Annotated in this window: 13 protein-coding genes and 1 pseudogene; 10 read left to right on the plus strand and 4 right to left on the minus strand. The window is 65.9% G+C overall.

All coding sequences use genetic code 11. The features are described 5' to 3' along the window. Positions 1 to 65: 65 nt before the first annotated feature. Positions 66 to 1370, plus strand: a complete 1305-nt coding sequence (aroA, locus tag DWB23_RS09785) for a 3-phosphoshikimate 1-carboxyvinyltransferase (RefSeq protein ID WP_121742618.1) — start codon at positions 66 to 68, stop codon at positions 1368 to 1370. 63 nt (positions 1371 to 1433) lie between these two features. Here the strand turns inward: aroA and DWB23_RS09790 are convergent, their stop codons facing one another. Further along, on the minus strand, positions 1434 to 2465 hold the full coding sequence (locus DWB23_RS09790; RefSeq protein ID WP_121742619.1) for a hypothetical protein: 1032 nt from the start codon (positions 2463 to 2465) through the stop codon (positions 1434 to 1436). Positions 2466 to 2728: 263 nt separating this feature from the next. Here DWB23_RS09790 and DWB23_RS09795 point away from each other — a divergent pair. From DWB23_RS09795 to DWB23_RS09825, 7 genes and pseudogenes are all read left to right on the plus strand, one after another. Continuing rightward, positions 2729 to 3966: pseudogene (locus DWB23_RS09795) on the plus strand (alkaline phosphatase family protein). Positions 3967 to 4082: 116 nt separating this feature from the next. After that, positions 4083 to 5225 (plus strand): thiolase family protein, encoded by a 1143-nt coding sequence (locus DWB23_RS09800; protein ID WP_121742620.1) that lies wholly within the window; start codon positions 4083 to 4085, stop codon positions 5223 to 5225. 79 nt (positions 5226 to 5304) lie between these two features. Further along, on the plus strand, positions 5305 to 6456 hold the full coding sequence (gene aroC, locus DWB23_RS09805) for a chorismate synthase (protein WP_121742621.1): 1152 nt from the start codon (positions 5305 to 5307) through the stop codon (positions 6454 to 6456). Between the two features lie 83 nt (positions 6457 to 6539). Next, positions 6540 to 6974, plus strand: a complete 435-nt coding sequence (locus tag DWB23_RS09810) for a universal stress protein (RefSeq protein ID WP_162989785.1) — start codon at positions 6540 to 6542, stop codon at positions 6972 to 6974. Between the two features lie 118 nt (positions 6975 to 7092). Beyond that, the gene (locus DWB23_RS09815; protein ID WP_121742623.1) at positions 7093 to 8175 is read left to right on the plus strand and encodes a thiamine pyrophosphate-dependent dehydrogenase E1 component subunit alpha; all 1083 of its coding nucleotides are present in this window, start codon (positions 7093 to 7095) and stop codon (positions 8173 to 8175) included. Next, positions 8175 to 9182, plus strand: coding sequence for an alpha-ketoacid dehydrogenase subunit beta (locus DWB23_RS09820; RefSeq protein WP_394341747.1), 1008 nt, complete (start codon positions 8175 to 8177; stop codon positions 9180 to 9182). Before DWB23_RS09815 ends, DWB23_RS09820 begins: the two co-directional genes overlap by 1 nt. A 13-nt stretch (positions 9183 to 9195) precedes the next feature. Further along, a complete protein-coding gene (locus DWB23_RS09825; RefSeq protein WP_121742625.1) occupies positions 9196 to 10245 on the plus strand; it encodes an NAD(+)/NADH kinase in 1050 nt (349 codons plus the stop codon). A gap of 8 nt (positions 10246 to 10253) precedes the next feature. Here the strand turns inward: DWB23_RS09825 and DWB23_RS09830 are convergent, their stop codons facing one another. Beyond that, on the minus strand, positions 10254 to 12110 hold the full coding sequence (locus tag DWB23_RS09830; RefSeq protein ID WP_121742626.1) for a 2-oxo acid dehydrogenase subunit E2: 1857 nt from the start codon (positions 12108 to 12110) through the stop codon (positions 10254 to 10256). A 233-nt stretch (positions 12111 to 12343) separates the two neighbouring features. Here DWB23_RS09830 and DWB23_RS09835 point away from each other — a divergent pair, with 233 nt between their 5' ends. Both DWB23_RS09835 and DWB23_RS09840 read left to right on the plus strand, forming a co-directional pair. Beyond that, entirely contained in the window at positions 12344 to 14248 is a 1905-nt protein-coding gene (locus DWB23_RS09835) for a 2-oxoacid:acceptor oxidoreductase subunit alpha (protein WP_121742627.1), read from the plus strand. Positions 14249 to 14250: 2 nt separating this feature from the next. Next, entirely contained in the window at positions 14251 to 15186 is a 936-nt protein-coding gene (locus DWB23_RS09840; RefSeq protein WP_121742628.1) for a thiamine pyrophosphate-dependent enzyme, read from the plus strand. A gap of 151 nt (positions 15187 to 15337) precedes the next feature. On the opposite strand, the gene DWB23_RS09845 is transcribed toward DWB23_RS09840, so the two are convergent. Together DWB23_RS09845 and DWB23_RS09850 are read right to left on the minus strand one after the other, a co-directional pair. Further along, positions 15338 to 16507 carry a LolA family protein gene (locus tag DWB23_RS09845; RefSeq protein ID WP_121742629.1) on the minus strand — a complete coding sequence of 390 codons (1170 nt, stop codon included), beginning with the start codon at positions 16505 to 16507 and terminating at the stop codon, positions 15338 to 15340. 126 nt (positions 16508 to 16633) lie between these two features. Beyond that, the gene (locus DWB23_RS09850) at positions 16634 to 16960 is read right to left on the minus strand and encodes a hypothetical protein (protein WP_121742630.1); all 327 of its coding nucleotides are present in this window, start codon (positions 16958 to 16960) and stop codon (positions 16634 to 16636) included. Between the last annotated feature and the right edge of the window lie 10 nt (positions 16961 to 16970).

Below are 16970 nucleotides of genomic sequence, written 5' to 3' on the forward strand. Positions count from 1 at the left end.
TCGGACGCGGCTGCAATACTGCGAGTATCGGTATCGGTAAGGCGGGGCCAGCCGACAGATCGACCATGAACGTCACGATCACGCCCTCGAGCGTCGAGGGATCGGCGCGGGCACCGCCCTCGAAGAGCTACACGCACCGGGCGATCCTCGCCGCGGGCTACGCGAACCGAACGACCGTTCGAGACGGCCTCTGGAGCGCGGACACGCGGGCAACCGCCCGCGCGGTCGAACTGTTCGGCGGCGACGTCGAGCGACGCGAGGACGGGACCCTCGAGATCGACGGCTTCGACGGACGGCCGAACGTCCCCGCGGACGTCATCGACTGTGATAACAGCGGGACGACGATGCGCCTGGTCACCGCGACGGCGGCGCTAGCCGACGGCACGTCGGTGCTCACCGGAGACGAGTCCCTGCGCTCGCGGCCGCAGGGGCCGCTGCTCGAGGCGATCACCGATCTCGGCGGCGGCGCGTTCAGTACTCGCGGAAACGGCCAGGCTCCGCTGGTCGTCACCGGACCCCTCGCGGGCGGCGAGGTCTCCATTCCGGGCGACGTCTCCTCGCAGTACATCACCGCCCTGCTGATGGCCGGTGCGGTCACCGACGAGGGGATCGACGTCGTCCTCGAGACGGAACTCAAGTCCGCGCCCTACGTCGACGTGACGCTCGAGGTGCTCGCCGACTTCGGCGTCGACGCGCGCCAGACCGAGGACGGGTTCGCGGTCGACGGCGGACAGTCCTACGAACCGGTCGGCGGCGAGTACGCCGTCCCGGGTGACTTCTCGTCGATTTCCTACCCGCTGGCGGCGGGTGCGATCGCCGGTGCTGACGGTGAGGAAGTGCGCATCGAGGGGGCGAATCCGAGCGCGCAGGGCGACACGGCCATCGTCGACATCGTCGATCGAATGGGAGCCGACGTCGAGTGGAATCGGGAGGCGGGCGTGATCGAGGTCTCGAGGGCTCCGCTCTCGGGGATCGAGGTCTCCGTCGAGGACACGCCGGACCTGTTGCCGACGATCGCGACGCTCGGTGCCGTCGCCGACGGCGACACGCACATCGCGAACGCCGAGCACGTCCGCTACAAGGAAACCGACCGCGTGAGCGCGATGGCCGAAGAGCTCGGAAAGATGGGCGTCGAAACGACCGAAGAACGCGATTCGTTGACGGTCCATGGGAGTGACTCGAGCCTCTCGGGCGCGACCGTTCGCGGACGGAACGATCACCGCATCATCATGGCGCTCGCGCTCGCCGGACTGGTCGCCGACGGCGAGACGACCGTCGAAGGGGCCGACCACGTCGACGTCTCCTTTCCCGGGTTCTTCGCCATGCTCGAGGAGTTTGGCGTTTCGCTCGAGCGCGACAACGGGGAGTAGCGACGGGGTGATGTCTCGTCCGAGAACGCCCGCGCGATCACCGCGCTCGAGGACGGTGACGGATCACTCCGGGATCTGAAACCGGTCGAGAATGATGTAGTGTTCGTCCTCCGGTCCCCGCCACGCGATCCCGAGGTACTCACCGGGGTCGGCGCTCGGCACCTCGACCTCGAGCGAATCACCGACGCCGACCTCGCTGGAGAACTGGTCCTCGGAGACGCCGGCCTCGAATTCTACCTGAACGTTGTCGCCCTGAAACGACGGACCGCCCTCGTGGACGATCGTCACCGTCTTCGCGTCGGGATCGTACGCGAACGAGAACTCGACCATCGGCGCCGGGTCGTCCTCGTCCACCTCGTCGTAGTCCGGACTCGGCGGGCCGACTCGAGCGATGCTCGTCGCGGCACCGCGTATCGACTCCGCTTCCTCCAACGCCGACTCGTCCCACTCCCTGTTCGTGAGGAACACCTGTTTCGACCGGTCGAAGTCCTCGCTTTCGGGCGTCTCGCCGTACTCGAGCGTCGCGCGGTAGACGCCGTCGTGGTGTTCGGTGAATTCCGCGTCGCGTCCGCGGACCGACTGCTCCTCGTCCGATTCGGCGTAGAACCGACCGATCCAGAACTGATGGGTCTCTCTCCCCTCATAGTAGGCCTCGTCAGCGTAGGCGTGGATCTCCCACTGTTCGCCGTCGGCGTCGTACACTGGGGCCAGAAAGAGGTGCGCTGCGTCGTCGGTCGTGTCAATGACCGGATCGACTGTTAATTCGGGAGTCGACTCGTCCGATTCGGTCGACGGGTCGAACTCGAGAACGCGTTCGTACCACCAGACGACTTCGGAACCGCCGGCGTAGGTGAGCGTCTGGTCGTCGTCGAACGACACCGATCGATCGCTGACGGCGTCGACGTCGACCCGATAGACGCCGTCGGCCGTGGACTCCAGATCCGACGGAACGTCCTCGTCGCCGTTTTCGGCGGATTCCGCGGACGGATCGTCGTCGGTTCCGTTATCGTCGGAGGGATCGTCGCTCACGCAGCCTGCGGTACCGGCCGATCCGGCGACGAGCGTCGCGAGTAGAATCTGACGGCGGTGGACCATGTCGGATAGTTGTCAACGAATCTAATAAGTTCTGCGGTGCGACACGTGTCGAAACGACGTTCACACTCGTGGGGCCGATCGTCGACGGCGAGACGGTCGAGGACTGCGACGCGGTCGCCGTCCCTTTCCCCGGCTTTTACGGGAGGCTCGAGGTGCGGGACGCGATCGCGACTCGCGCGTAACCGGGTCGCGCCGCTCGAGCGGATCGTGCGCCGCGGTACCGAACACGACCTTTTACGGCCGTCGCCGCCGATCCACCAGCCATGCTTCAATCGGGTATCGAGGACCGACTGCGCGAGACGCACCTCCGGGACGGCTCCCTCTACCCGGCGTACGACTCGTTTTGCTTCGCGAACGTCCCGCACACCGTCGCGTCGCTCCTGGGCGCGGAAACGGGGCGGACGCTTCCCGACGAGGCGCTCGCAGGCGTCGAAACCGACGTCGAGACCGTCGTGGTCGTCCTGCTGGACGGCCTCGGACTGAACCGGTGGAAGAGCGGTCGGGGCGACGTCCCGTTCCTCGAGCGGTTCACCGAGCGCGGCACCGTCACGCCGCTGACGTCGGTCTACCCGTCTGAGACCGCGGCGGCGATGACGACCTACCACACGGGGTCGCTGCCTGCGGATCACGGCGTGATCGGGTGGAACGTCTACGAACCGAGCGTCGGAACGTCGTTCGAAGCCCTGCCCTTTGCGACCAAGGACGGCAAAGCGCCCGCGGGGCTCGAGCCCGAGGACGTTGCCGACGCCGCTCCGTGGATCGAGAGTCTCGAGCGCGACGTCGACGTCCGCTACGTCACGGGCTTCCCCGAGGACGACGCGTTCGTGACGAACCACGAGTACGAGGCCCTCGACGACCTCGGCGCGCCCCTCGAGCGAGCGGTCGACGCGGCCGACGCACCCGCCTACGTCTTCGCGTACGTGCCCCACCTCGACGCCGCCGCTCACCGACACGGGAGACGTCGGACGAGTACCGAGAGACGCTCGCGGACGCGTGTACGCAGCTCGAACGCGCGTTCGCGAGCGTCGATCCGGAGACCGCCGCCGAGACGCTGGTGCTCGTCACGGCCGACCACGGCCACGTCGACACCGACCCGGAGCGAAACGTCGACCTGACCGATTTCGACGCGCTCGAGGACGGTCTCGAGCGCGACCCCGACGGGGAGCCGATCCGCTACGCGGGGAGTCCGCGCAACGTCCACCTGCACCTGCGGGACGGGACCGTCGAGCGCGTCCGCGAGGAACTGACCGATCGGCTCGACGCCCGCGTCTTTCGGCGCGAGACCGTCCTCGAAGGCGACCTGTTCGGCGACTGTGCGCCCTCCGAGACGTTCCGGCGCCGACTCGGCGACCTTGTCGTCAGCCACCGTGAGCTGGGCGTCTGGTACGGCGGCGCGTACGAACCCGACGAACTCGACCTCGTGGGGATGCACGGCGGACTCCACCCCGACGAGATGCTCGTACCGTTCGCGGCGTGCCGGCTCTCGGCGCTGCGGGAGTGAGTCCATAGGATAACGTGCGTAACCATATATACAGTTCAAGTTTACAATGGATGGAAAACTCAGTGGACACTTACCGATGTACCTAGCTATATGTGGTCGCACGAACGTGATAAACCATGGTAGATACCACGCCGGTAATCGTTAGCGCGGTGCGAACGGCACAGGGCAGGGAAGACGGCGCGCTCGCCGAGTTCCGCAGCGAGGACCTCTCGATCCCGCTGGTCAACGAGATGCTCGCGGAGACGGGGCTGTCGGGTGACGACATCGACGACCTGATGTGGGGTTGTGCACAGCAACGCGACGAGCAGCGGGCGAACGTCGCCCGACAGATCGCCCTCTTCTCGGATCTCGGGGAGGGCGTCCCGGCGACGACGATCGACCGCCAGTGTGCCTCCTCCGCGCAGGCGATCATCAGCGCCGCGGACTCGATCGCCGCGGGGCGCCAGCAGGCGGTGTTCGCCGGCGGCGTCGAGAGCATGAGTCGCGTAAAGATGGGCTCCGCAGAGAGCGGGAGCATGCACCCGAAACTCGACGAGGAGTACGGCATGGAGAACCTCCAGATGGGGATGACCGCGGAGAAGGTTGCCGAGAAGTACGACGTCTCCCGCGAGGAACAGGACGAGTACGGCGCGCGGAGCCAGCAGCGCGCCGTCGAGGCCACCGAGGAAGGCAAATTCGACGACGAGATCGTCCCCCTCGAGACCGAAGACGGGACTCACGACGAGGACGAGGGCCTGCGTCCCGGGACCACGGCCGAGAAACTCACCGAACTTCCCTCCGTGTTCAAAGAAGACGGCACCGTCACGCCCGGCAACGCCTCCCAGATCGCCGACGGTGCGGCGGGCGTTCTCCTGACCAGTCGCGAGTTCGCCGACGAGAACGATCTCGCAGTCCTCGCCGAAGTCGGCACGAGCTACGTCGCCGGCGTCGATCCGACCGAAATGGGCGTCGGCCCGGTCCCCGCGATGGAGGGGCTGCTCGAGCGCGCCGGCCGCGAGATCGACGACTACGGGCTCGTCGAGATCAACGAAGCGTTCGCCAGTCAGATGCTCTACTCCCAGCGGGAACTCGGCATTCCGGACGACCGACTGAACGTCAACGGCGGGGCGATCGCCATCGGCCACCCGCTGGGCTGCTCCGGCGCGCGCCTGCCCGTCACGCTGATCCACGAGATGAACCGTCGCGGCGTCGAGCGCGGGATCGCAACCGAGTGCGTCGGCTTCGGTCAGGGCGTGGCGATCGAGTTCGAACTGGCCTGAGGCGACTCGAGCGTGGGTCCGGTGGTCCCGCCGACCGAACCCTGCACCGCTAAGTGTCCCCATCCCCGAGAGTGGCGTAATGAACGGCAACCGCTTCGGTCGCCTCTTTCAGGTGACCACGTTCGGCGAGAGCCACGGGGAGGCGATGGGCTGTACCGTCTCGGGGTGCCCCGCCGGCCTCGAACTCTCCGAAGAGGACATTCAGGAGGATCTGGACCGTCGGAAACCCGGGCAATCGATGATCACGACCAGTCGCGGCGAACCCGACGCCGTCTCGATCAAATCGGGCGTCCAGGACGGCTACACGACGGGGACGCCGATCGGGCTGATCATCCAGAATAAGGACGCGCGCTCGGGCAAGTACGAACCGTTCATCACCGCGCCGCGGCCCAGCCACGGCGACTTCACCTACTCGGCGAAGTTCGGCACCCGCAACTGGGGCGGCGGCGGCCGCTCCTCCGCGCGCGAGACGGTCAACTGGGTCGCCGCGGGAGCTATCGCGAAGAAGCTGCTCTCCCAGGAAGGTATCACGCTCAAGGCCCACGTGAACCAGATCGGCGACGTCGAGGCACCCGAGGTGAGTTTCGAGGAGATCCTCGAGCACAGCGAGGAGAACGACGTGCGGTGTGCCCACCCCGAATCGGCCGAGGAGATGCAGGACCTGATCGCCGACTACCAGGAAGAGGGCGACTCCATCGGCGGGAGCATCTACTTCGAAGCGCGGGGCGTCCCCGTCGGTCTCGGCGCGCCGCGGTTCGACTCCCTCTCGGCGAGGCTCGGGCAGGCGATGATGGCGGTCCCGGCGACGACGGCCTTTGAGTTCGGCCTCGGCACCGAAGCCGCCGAGTGGACCGGGAAGGGTCGCAACGACGACTGGGAGTTCGATGACGGTGGCGACCCGACGCCCGTCGAGAACGATCATGGCGGGATTCAGGGCGGCATCTCGAGCGGCGAGCCGATCTACGGCGAAGTGACGCTCCACGCGCCCACGTCGATCCCGAAGAGCCAGCAGACGGCCGACTGGGAGACGGGGGAACTCAAAGAGGAGAAGGTCATCGGCCGTCACGACCCCGTCCTGCCGCCCCGCGGCGTGCCGGTCGTTGAGGCGATGCTCGCGCTCACCCTCGTGGACTTCATGCTGTTGTCGGGCCGGCTGAACCCGGACCGCGTCGACGGAAAGCCCGGCGAGTACGACACGGACTACCACCCGAGCAACCCGCAAAACGAGTAGGCGTATCGGACGGGGTCGGTGTGATCTTGATGGGCGGTGTGCCTCGAGGAAAGGCTAGTGGTCGTTCGGCGCGAACCGATACTATGGAAGCCCATATTCTCGTCCCCGTCGACGCCTCGTCCAGTTCCGAGAACGCCTTTGACTACGTCTTAGCGGAGATGCCGGAGCCGAGGATAACCCTTCTGCACGTGCTCAACCCGCTCACCCTGTTCAACTACCCGACCGCCGAGGGGTTCGATTTTGAGAGGGCGAAAGGAACGGAACGAGAGCGGCGTGAAGCCGTCCGGGAGATCTTCGAGCGGTACCGCGACAAGGATGAGGCGCGTGATCGAGAGATCGAGGCGGTCATCCAAGCGGGGCATCCCGCGGAGAAGATCCTCGAGTACGCCGAAACCGAGGACGTGGACCACATCGCGATGGGAAGCCGTGATCGGAGCAAACTTGAGGAGGCAGTACTCGGGAGCGTAGCCAGGGGCGTCGTGAAGCGCTCGACGGTCCCCGTGACAATCGTCCCGTAAATCGATGCGAAACGCGATCGATTTCGGCGAACGTACCTGCCGCACTGAATAGACGGTGGTACCATCATGTGGTGTCTGCTAGTATTTATTATGCGGGTCGTGGTAACGTGTGACGACCATGGCAGATTTCGACCTGGAGAGCGCGGAGGGAAGACTCGAGGCGCTGCGCCGAATGGTGACTATCCGCGCCTTCGACGAGGAGGCGGGGGATCGATTCGCCGACGGCGAGATACCGGGGTTCGTTCACCTCTACATCGGCGAGGAGGCGGTCGGCGTCGGGACCTGCGCGGCGCTCGAGTCAGACGACTACATCGCGAGCACGCACCGCGGCCACGGCCACTGTATCGCGAAGGGATTGGACCCGAAGCTGATGATGGCCGAACTCTACGGCAAGGCCGACGGCTACTGCAACGGGAAGGGCGGATCGATGCACATCGCCGACGTCGACGCCGGCATGCTCGGCGCGAACGGCATCGTCGGCGCGGGGCCGCCCCTGGCCACCGGCGCGGCGCTGACCATCGACTACCAGGACCGCGATCAGGTCGCGGTCTCCTTTTGCGGCGACGGCGCGGTCGCACAGGGGCAGGTCCACGAGGCCATCAACCTGGCGGCGACGTGGGACCTGCCGGCCGTTTTCGTCGTCGAGAACAACGGCTACGGCGAGGCGACGCCGCTGGACAAACAGCACAACGTCGAGAACCTGAGCGACACCGCCCAGGCCTACGACATTCCGGGATTGACCGTCGACGGAATGGACGTGACCGCCGTCGCGGAGGCCGTCGCGGAGGCTCGAGCGCGCGCCCGCGCCGGCGACGGGCCGACGTTCATCGAGGCGAAGACCTACCGCTACCGCGGCCACTACGAGGGCGACGAAGAGCCCTACCGCGACGCCGACGAGATCGAGCGCTGGAAGGACAGAGACCCGATCGAGTCGTTCAAACGGCGGTTGATCGACCGCGGCGAACTGACCGAAGACGAGTTCGACGACCTGCAGGCCGAGGTCGACGCGATCATCGAGGAGGCCTGCGCGTACGCCGAGGAAGCGCCCGCGCCGTCGCCCGCCGAGGCTTACGACGATATGTTCGTCGACACGCCGCCGGAGATCGAACGGTTCGCGGAGGCGGCGCGGACGCAGACGGACGGCGGACGTGCCGGGTACGGGAGCGGCGACGACACCGACGGCGACCACAGAGGTGACTGATCATGGCACAAACGGAACTCGAGCGAGCGGAAGAGACCGAGACGATGACCGTCCGCGAGGCCATCCGACTGGCCCTGCGAGAGGAACTCGAGCGCGACGAGGACGTCTACCTGATGGGCGAGGACGTCGGCCTGTTCGGCGGCGTCCTCGAGGTGACCGGCGACCTCTACGAGGACTTCGGCGAGGAGCGCGTCCGGGATACCCCGATCAGCGAGGCCGGATTCATGGGTGCCGCGACCGGATCGGCGGCGACCGGCGCGCGCCCGGTCGTCGAGCTCATGTTCTCGGACTTCGCGGGCGTCTCGATGGAACAGATCATGAACCAGATGGCGAAGATGCGCTACATGTTCGGCGGGAAGGCGGAGATGCCGGTCACCGTTCGGACCACCGAGGGCGGCGGTATGGGTGCCGCGAGCCAGCACTCGGGGACGATCCACAGCTGGATCGCCCACTTCCCGGGTCTGAAGGCGGTCGCGCCCGGCACCCCCGAAAGTGCGAAGGGGCTGACGAAGGCCGCCATCCGCTCGGACGATCCGGTGTTCGTCTTCGAGAACAAGATGATCTACGAGCAACGCGGCGAGGTCCCGACGGACGAGGACTTCGTTGCCCCGCTGGGAGCGGCCGCCGTCGAACGCGAGGGCGAGGACGTCACCGTCGTCGCGACTCAACGACTCGTCGGCGAATCGCTCGAGACGGCCGACGACCTCGCGGGCGACGTGAGCGTCGAGGTGATCGACCCGCGCTCGCTGTACCCCCTCGACACGGAGACGATCGTCGAGAGCGTCCGCAAGACGGGGCGGCTGATCGTCGCCGACGAGAGCCCGCTGTCGTACGGCACGCACGCCGAAATCGTCGCCCGCGTCCAGGAGGAGGCCTTCTTCAGCCTCGACGCGCCGATCCAGCGCGTCGGGACGCCCGACACGCACATTCCGTTCAGCCCGACGCTCGAGCAGGAGGTCCTCCCCTCCGGCGACGACGTCAGAGACGCGATCGATCTGCTCACCTGAGAGGAATCGAGCAGTGACACGCCCACGCGTCGGCGTGATCGCGAATCCCGCCGCGGGCCGCGACATCCGCCGACTTACCGGCGGCGCGAGCGTCGTGGACAACTACGCGAAACGGCGGGTCGCCGAGTGCGTCTTGGAGGGGCTGACCGTCGCGGTCGACCGCGCGGAGGCCGCGTTCATGCCGGATCGAGCGGGTATCGCCCGCCACGCCATCACCGAATCACCGCCGGAAGTCGATGCGAGCGCGCTCGAGATGCCGGTCGAGAGCTCTGCAGCCGACACCCGTACGGCGGCGGCCCGGTTCCGGGACGGAGCGGACGCCGTCGACGTTGCGATCGTTCTCGGCGGCGACGGCACGACCAGAGACGTCTCCCTCGAGATCGGCGACGTGCCGATCGTGTCGGTCTCGACCGGAACGAACAACGTCGTTCCCACGCCGGTCGACGGCACCGTCGCCGGCGTCGCGGCGGGGCTGATCGCGAGCGGTGTCGTCTCCCCGGACGAGGCGACCTCGCGTCACGGGCTGGTCGAGGCGCGGGCGGAGACGCCCGCCGGCGAGCGCGAACTGACCGGGCTCGCGACGCTCGAGGTTTCCTCGCAGTCGTTCGTCGGAACGCGCGCGCTCCTCGATGCGAGCGACCTGCGGGGAGGCGTCGTTTCGCGCGCGCACCCTGGAGACATCGGCCTCGCAGCCATCGCTGGCTCCATCGAACCGGTGGAACCCGACGAACCCGGCGGGATCGGCCTCCGGCTCACCGACCCGGCGGACGCCTCTCGAACGGTTCGGGCGGTACTCGCACCGGGCGTGACCGCGACCGTCGGTATCGAGGCCGTAGAACGCCTCGAGTGGAACGAGCCCGTCCGCTTCGAGATCCCGGACGGCGTCGTCGGGGCTGACGGCGAACGAGAACTCGAGCTGACAGACGCGGCGGTCGAGTTCGCGCCCGTTCCCGACGGTCCGCGGCTCGTCGACGTGGACGCGACGCTCGAGGCGGGCGCGCGAGCCGGTGCGCTCGAGGCAGATCGGATGCCGATCGAGGAGGACCGAGAGAACGCCGAGTAGAACCTCCCTCAGACGCGCTCCCAGGAGAGATCCAACTCGAGGTCCTCGCGGAGCAGTTGCGAGACGTGACAGCCGCGTTCGCCGATCGTGACGATGCGGTCGATCGTCTCGTCGTCGGCGTCGGTCTCGAGACGGACCGTCGGTTCGATGTGTTCGACGGAACCGCGGTCGGGCGCTCCTTCCGCCGTGACGTCGATCGCTCCGATCGCGACGTCGCGCTTTTCCGCCTGATAGCGGATGCTCAAGGAGAGACACGACGCGAGCGAGCCGAGGAAGACGTCGACCGGCGTCGGCCCGGTTTCCGCGCCCCCAGCCTCCTCGGGCTCGTCGTATCGCCACTCGAACGACCCCGCTTCGACGCGACCGCCCATTCCGTCGGGGTTGTGCGCCGTGACGCGTCGGCCCGGCATCTCCGTTTCCGTCGCCGTCGCGTCGCCGGCGTCGCTCGCCGAGCGGGGTACTTCGTCCGGGAGCAGCGACCACGGGTCCTCGACGTGCGAAACGAGCGACTCGAGAAAGCGCGCGGCGTCGGCCCCGTCGACCACTCGGTGGTCGAACGAGAGGTCGAACGGGAGGTGACGTCGCCACGTCGGGGCGTCGTTCTCCCCGCGGACGGGTCGTTCCGCGATCGCGCCGACGCCGAGGATGGCGACCTGCGGCGGGTTGATGACGGGATCGAACGACTCCACGCCGAACACGCCGAGGTTCGTCACGGTGAACGTCCCACCGGATAGATCGCCCATCGTGTACTCGCCGCTGGTCGCCCGCTCGACGAGTTCTCGCCGATTCTTCGCGATTTCCGTCAGCGACGAGCCGCCGACGTCCTCGAGCACCGGCGCGATGAGCCCCTGTTCGATGTCGACGGCGACCCCGACGTTGTGATCTTCCCACAGTTGGTGGACGTCGTCTTCGAACGTCGCATTGAACGCGGGGTGCTCCGTGAGCGCCGCCGACACCGCGAGCAAGAGCACGTCCTGAATGGAGACGTCCGCCTCGAGGGCCTCATCCGCGGCCTCGGCGGCGGCGAGCAGTTCTTCCGCGTCGCCCTCGCGGGAGACGGTGACGTGGACGGCCTCGCGGTAGCTCTCACCCAACCTCGAGGCGATCGTTCGGCGCATGCCGTCGAACGGGCGCTCCTCGCGGAGCGTTCTGGCGTCGCCGCCGGATCCGACGGCGTCGGATCGTTCCGCCGCAGCTTCGACGTCTGCTGCGCCGATAGCCCCCTGATAGCCCGTTCCGTCGACGGTCGCGAGGTCGACGCCCAGTTCGTCGGCCCGTTGTATCGCCCGCGGTGAGGCCCGTACGTCGTCCGCAGACCCTTCCTCGGAACCGCCCGAGTCGGCCGCCGCTTCGACATCGTCTTCGCTGATCGCTCCCTGATAGCCCGTCCCCTCGACGGTCGTAAGGTCGACGTCCAGTTCGTCGGCTCGCTCCCGCGCTCGAGGCGACGCGCTGATCTTCCCGCCGTCGCCGGTTCGGCTCGATTCCGTCGAACCGTCCGTCTCGGCCGTCGACGAACTCGCTTGTGCGGGCTCAGCGGCCGACTTCTGTGGCTTCGTTTCGGGTTCGGCCTCCTGTTCCTCGAGATCGGCCGTCGCTTCCCCCTCGAGGTCGCTAATGTCCTCGTCGGCCGGCGCGATGATACCGATGGGGGTTCCCGGCGGAACCGTACCGCCCGCTTCGAGATACACGCGGTGAAGGACCCCATTTTCGCGGGCGTCGACGTCGGCCACACTCTTCTCGGATTCCACTTCGACGACGGTCTCGCCCTCCGAAACCGCGTCTCCCTCGTCGACGTGCCACTCGAGGAGTTCTCCGCGCTCCATCTCCAGACCCAGCTTCGGCATCCTGACAATATATCCCATGATATAGTGACTCAATATCTGATTATATAAAGCGTCCCCTCGCTCGTGTCCTCACCGAATTCGTACGTTTCAAACTCCAAATAACATTATCGTTCCACAATGTCGCTCGGCTTTACCTACGAATTTCACGGTCGTTCATTCTTCACGATAGATCTATGTTAATGTATAGCAAAGGCTTTAGGGTAAGTGGGACAAAATTCCGGTACGGTTGGCCAACTGGCCACTGATCTACTATGAGCGACGACGAACTTATCTGGCGAATCGCAGGCGGTTCCGGTGACGGAATCGACTCGACGAGCCAGAACTTCGCGAAAGCGCTGATGCGCTCGGGGCTCGACGTATTCACTCACCGCCACTATCCGTCGCGGATCCGCGGTGGCCACACGTACGTCGAAATTCGGGCCGCAGCCGACGAGGTACAGTCACGAGGGGATGGCTACAACTTCCTGCTTTCACTGGGCGACTCCTTCGCCCGCAACCCGCAGGAAGAGGCCTATTACGGCAACGAAGAGATCAAGCCACTCTCGGAGAACTTAGACGAACTGCGAGAAGGAGGAATCATCGTGTACGACGAGGGCCTCATCAGCGAGGAGGACGTCGAAGCGATCAACCTCGAGGAGCGTGCCGAGGAGAACGACTGGCACGTCTTCCCGATGGACCTCCGCGGTCTCGCCAAGGAACACGGCCGCGAGGTCATGCGGAACACGGCCGGCGTCGGCGTCACCGCAGCGCTGTTGGACATGGATCTCGAGCACATCGAGAACCTGATGTCCGATGCGATGTCCGACGACATTCTCGAGGCGAACCTCGAGATTCTCCACGAGGCCTACGAGACCGTCAACGAGGAGTACGAGTTCGAACACGACCTTCGTGTCCCGACCGGCGAGCACGAGACCGAACAGGCGCTCCTGTCGGGTTCGAACGCGATCGCCTACGGCGCGATCGACGGTGGCTGCCGATTCATCGCGGGCTACCCGATGACGCCGTGGACGGACGTGTTCACCATCCTCACCCAGAACTTCCCGGAGATGGGCGGTATCTCCGAACAGGTCGAGGACGAGATCGCCGCCGCCGCGCTGGCCGTCGGTGCGAGCCACGCCGGTGTCAAAGCCATGTCCGGCTCCTCCGGCGGTGGCTTCGCGCTGATGAGCGAACCGCTCGGACTCGCCGAGATGACCGAGACGCCGCTGGTCCTCGTCGAGTCGATGCGCGCCGGTCCCTCGACCGGACTGCCGACCAAACCGGAACAGGCTGACCTCGAGTTCGTTCTCTACACGAGCCAGGGCGACTCCTCGCGGGTCGTCTTCGCGCCGGGGAACATCGAGGAGGCCTACGAGCAGACCCGCCTGGCGTTCGACATCGCCTGGGAGTACCAGATCCCGACGATCATCATCTACGACCAGAAGCTCTCCGGCGAGAACAAGAACGTCGACGTCGAGTTCTTCGACCGCGAACCGGAACCGGGACTCGGATCGACGCTGACCGAGGAGGAACTGAAGGAAGCCGCCCACGACGTGAGCGGCAAGTTCAAACGCTTCAACTACGAGGACGCCGAGAACAACGTCGCCCCGCGGTCGCTTCCCGGCCAGAAGGGCGGACGGTACCTCGCGACCGGCAACGAACACAGTCCGGTCGGACACATCGAAGAGGATCCCGACAACCGCGTCGCCCAGATGACGCGGCGGGTCGAGAAACTCGAGTCCATCCGCGAGGAACTCGACGAAGAACATCCCTCGAACCAGACCTACTTCGGCGACGAAACGGCCGACTACGGGATTATCACGTGGGGTTCGAGTCACGGCGCCGTCGCAGAGGCCGTCGAACGCCTGAACGACGATGGTCACTCCGTCAAGGGAATCACCGTCTCGGACATGATGCCGTTCCCCGAGCAAGAGGTGACCGAGTTCATCGAGAGCGTCGACGAAGCGATGGTCGTCGAGATGAACGCCACCGCACAGTTCCGCGGCCTGATCCAGAAGGAACTGGGTCGCTTCGGCGAGAAACTCACGAGCCTGCTCAAGTACAACGGCAACCCGTTCGAACCCGCAGAGGTCGTCGAAGGATACGAGGTCAACCTCGCCGAGGATGACCGCGAACCGACCGCGCAGGTCCGAATCGAACCTGCTGCAGGTGATTAATCATGAGTGCATTCAACGCAATCGGTGAAGAACGAGAGATCGACCGGGACGAGTTCACGCCCGGTGTCGAACCGCAGCCGACCTGGTGTCCGGGCTGTGGCGACTTCGGGGTCCTGAAATCGCTGAAACAGGCCCTCCCCGAAGTCGGCAGGACGCCTGAAGAAGTGCTGACGGTGACCGGGATCGGCTGTTCCGGCAAGCTGAACAGCTACCTGGACACGTACGGCTTCCACACGATCCACGGGCGCTCGCTGCCCGTCGCTCGTGCCGCGAAGCTCGCGAACCCGGAACTCGAGGTCATCGCCGCGGGCGGTGACGGCGACGGCTACGGGATCGGTGGCAACCACTGGATCCACACGGCCCGGGAGAACCACGACATCACGTACATCGTCTTCAACAACGAGATTTTCGGCCTGACGAAGGGACAGACCTCGCCGACGAGTCCGAAGGGTCACAAGTCCAAGACGCAGCCCTCGGGCAGCGCGAAGACGCCGCTGCGACCGCTGTCGATGTCGCTGAACGCCGGCGCGAGCTACGTCGCTCGGACGGCCGCCGTCAACCCGAACCAGGCAAAGGAGATCATCGCGGAGGCCATCGAACACGACGGCTTCGCCCACGTCGACTTCCTGACGCAGTGTCCGACGTGGAACAAGGACGCCCGTCAGTACGTGCCCTACATCGACGTCCAGGAGTCCGACGATTACGACTTCGACATCCACGACCGGCGCGAAGCCGCCGAGATGATGCACGAGACCGAGGACGTGCTCAAGGACGGAACCGTCCTCACCGGTCGGTACTACGTCGACGACGACCGACCGTCCTACCAGCAAGAGAAGACCGCCGTCGGCGAGATGCCCGACGAACCGCTCGCGGAGCGGTACTTCGACGACGACGCCGAGTGGGAGCGCAGCTACGACCTGCTCGAGCGCCACACCTGAACGCGACGGCCGATATCGAGACGCGGTTCGGCGTTCGATTTTTTTTGGGACGAACGGAGAGCAACGGGAGACGTGAGTCCGATCACCGCTCGTTTTCGGCCGGTCGCCGGCGCGAGCGATCCGGACGCGAGTACGATTCTGGACGCGGGATTCAACAGTTCGTTTCGAGCGACTCACCGACTGAAACGGCCGTCCCGCGCTCGTACGACGCATCGGCGAAAACCGAGTAGTACACGCCGTCGCACGACCATTGGAGTTCCGTTCCCTCGTCAGTACGCTCGATCGCTCCCGATACGTCGCCGACGGTGACCGACTCCCCGGTGGTCGCGAACAGACGCGGTCCGTCGCTCGTGGTGACCGTAACCGGGCTTTGGTCCCCGTTTCGGTAGGACAGCGACACCTGCGTTCGATTTTCGTCGGGGAACTCGTATTCGGTGACGCCGTCGAGTTCGACGGCGTCGGGGAGCGCTTCAGCCGCCGGTTCGGCGACCGCGAACGGAACGGTCGCATCGGCCTCGTCGATCGTGTCGTACTGTTCGATCGACGGGAACGAGAACTCGGAGGCGTTTTCGTCGCCATCGCTTTCGTTCTCATCGGTCGACGTCTCCGGCGGTTCGAACAGGTCCTCCTCGAGTCCCGCGTCGATCGAGAGGTTCCAGTAGGTCGTCTCAAGTTCGATACCGTCGCCGGCGATCGCGTGTTTGACCGGGAACATCGTCTCCTGATCGAGCCAGAGTTCGACCCGGTCGGCGCTTCGTTCGTAGGGTTCTCCCTCGGCCGTCTCGAGCGCAAGCACGTACTCCGTATCCCCGACCCGAACGCTAATCGAGCGCTCGATCGTCTCGTTCCCCGGGGGATCGAGCGCGACGCGGTAGACGTCTCGACCGTCGATCGTCGTCTCCTCGATGGACGTCACGTCGTACGCCTCGACGTACTTCTCGGGTTGCCCGTAGAGCCCCTCGAGGAGGGATTTCGCGTCCGGATCGATCTCGAAACTGCGCACCGAGTCGTTCTCGAGATCGTGGAAGTAGCGTTCGGTGCCGTCGTTGACGATGACCATGTCACCCGTCTCGATCCGACTGCTGCCGTCGGCGCGCAGCCAGACGGTTTCCGTGTGCGTGGACGTTTCACCGTCGATCGTTTCGCGAACTTCGACCGTCGCGGCGAGTTCGTCGGGCGCGTTCGTCTCGTCGAGTCGCTCCTCGAGATGGGCCTGTGAGACGCCCTCGTCGGGGAGTGCGACACAGCCGGCAGTCAGGAGTGCGAGTACGGAAACCACCAGGAAGCAGACGGGGACGCGGCCGGCGTCGCTGGAGACCATAGTCGATGAATCGGGAGCCGACGCATATTATGTCATCGGTCGCGAGTGACACACGGGCTGGACCGAGAGGAGAACGATCGTCTCCGAGACTGTGGCGCGCCGGGGGAACGGGTTTCGGTGACGGCCCTACTGATCGTACTCGCCGCGGTAGCCCACGCCCCGTGCGAACAGTTTCGTGAGGTAGCTCAGAACGAGCAAGGTGACGATCAACCCGCCGAGCGCGACGGGCTGGAAGCCGTAGATCATCTCCCGAACCGCGTAGGCGACGACGAGAACCCCCATGAACAAGGCCGTTCCGCCGGCCCACCGGGAGACGTAAGCCGGATCGACCGACTCGTCGTAGTCGGCGTGGAGGTCGGCCCGCCCGCGGATACCGATGAGGTAGCCGAGGCCCACAATTGCGATTCCGCAGACCAACCAGACGGCCCCGCTGATGATGTTCGGGTCGACCATGTCGTTCGCT

This window comes from Natronorubrum halophilum (genome assembly GCF_003670115.1).
Lineage (GTDB): Archaea > Halobacteriota > Halobacteria > Halobacteriales > Natrialbaceae > Natronorubrum > Natronorubrum halophilum.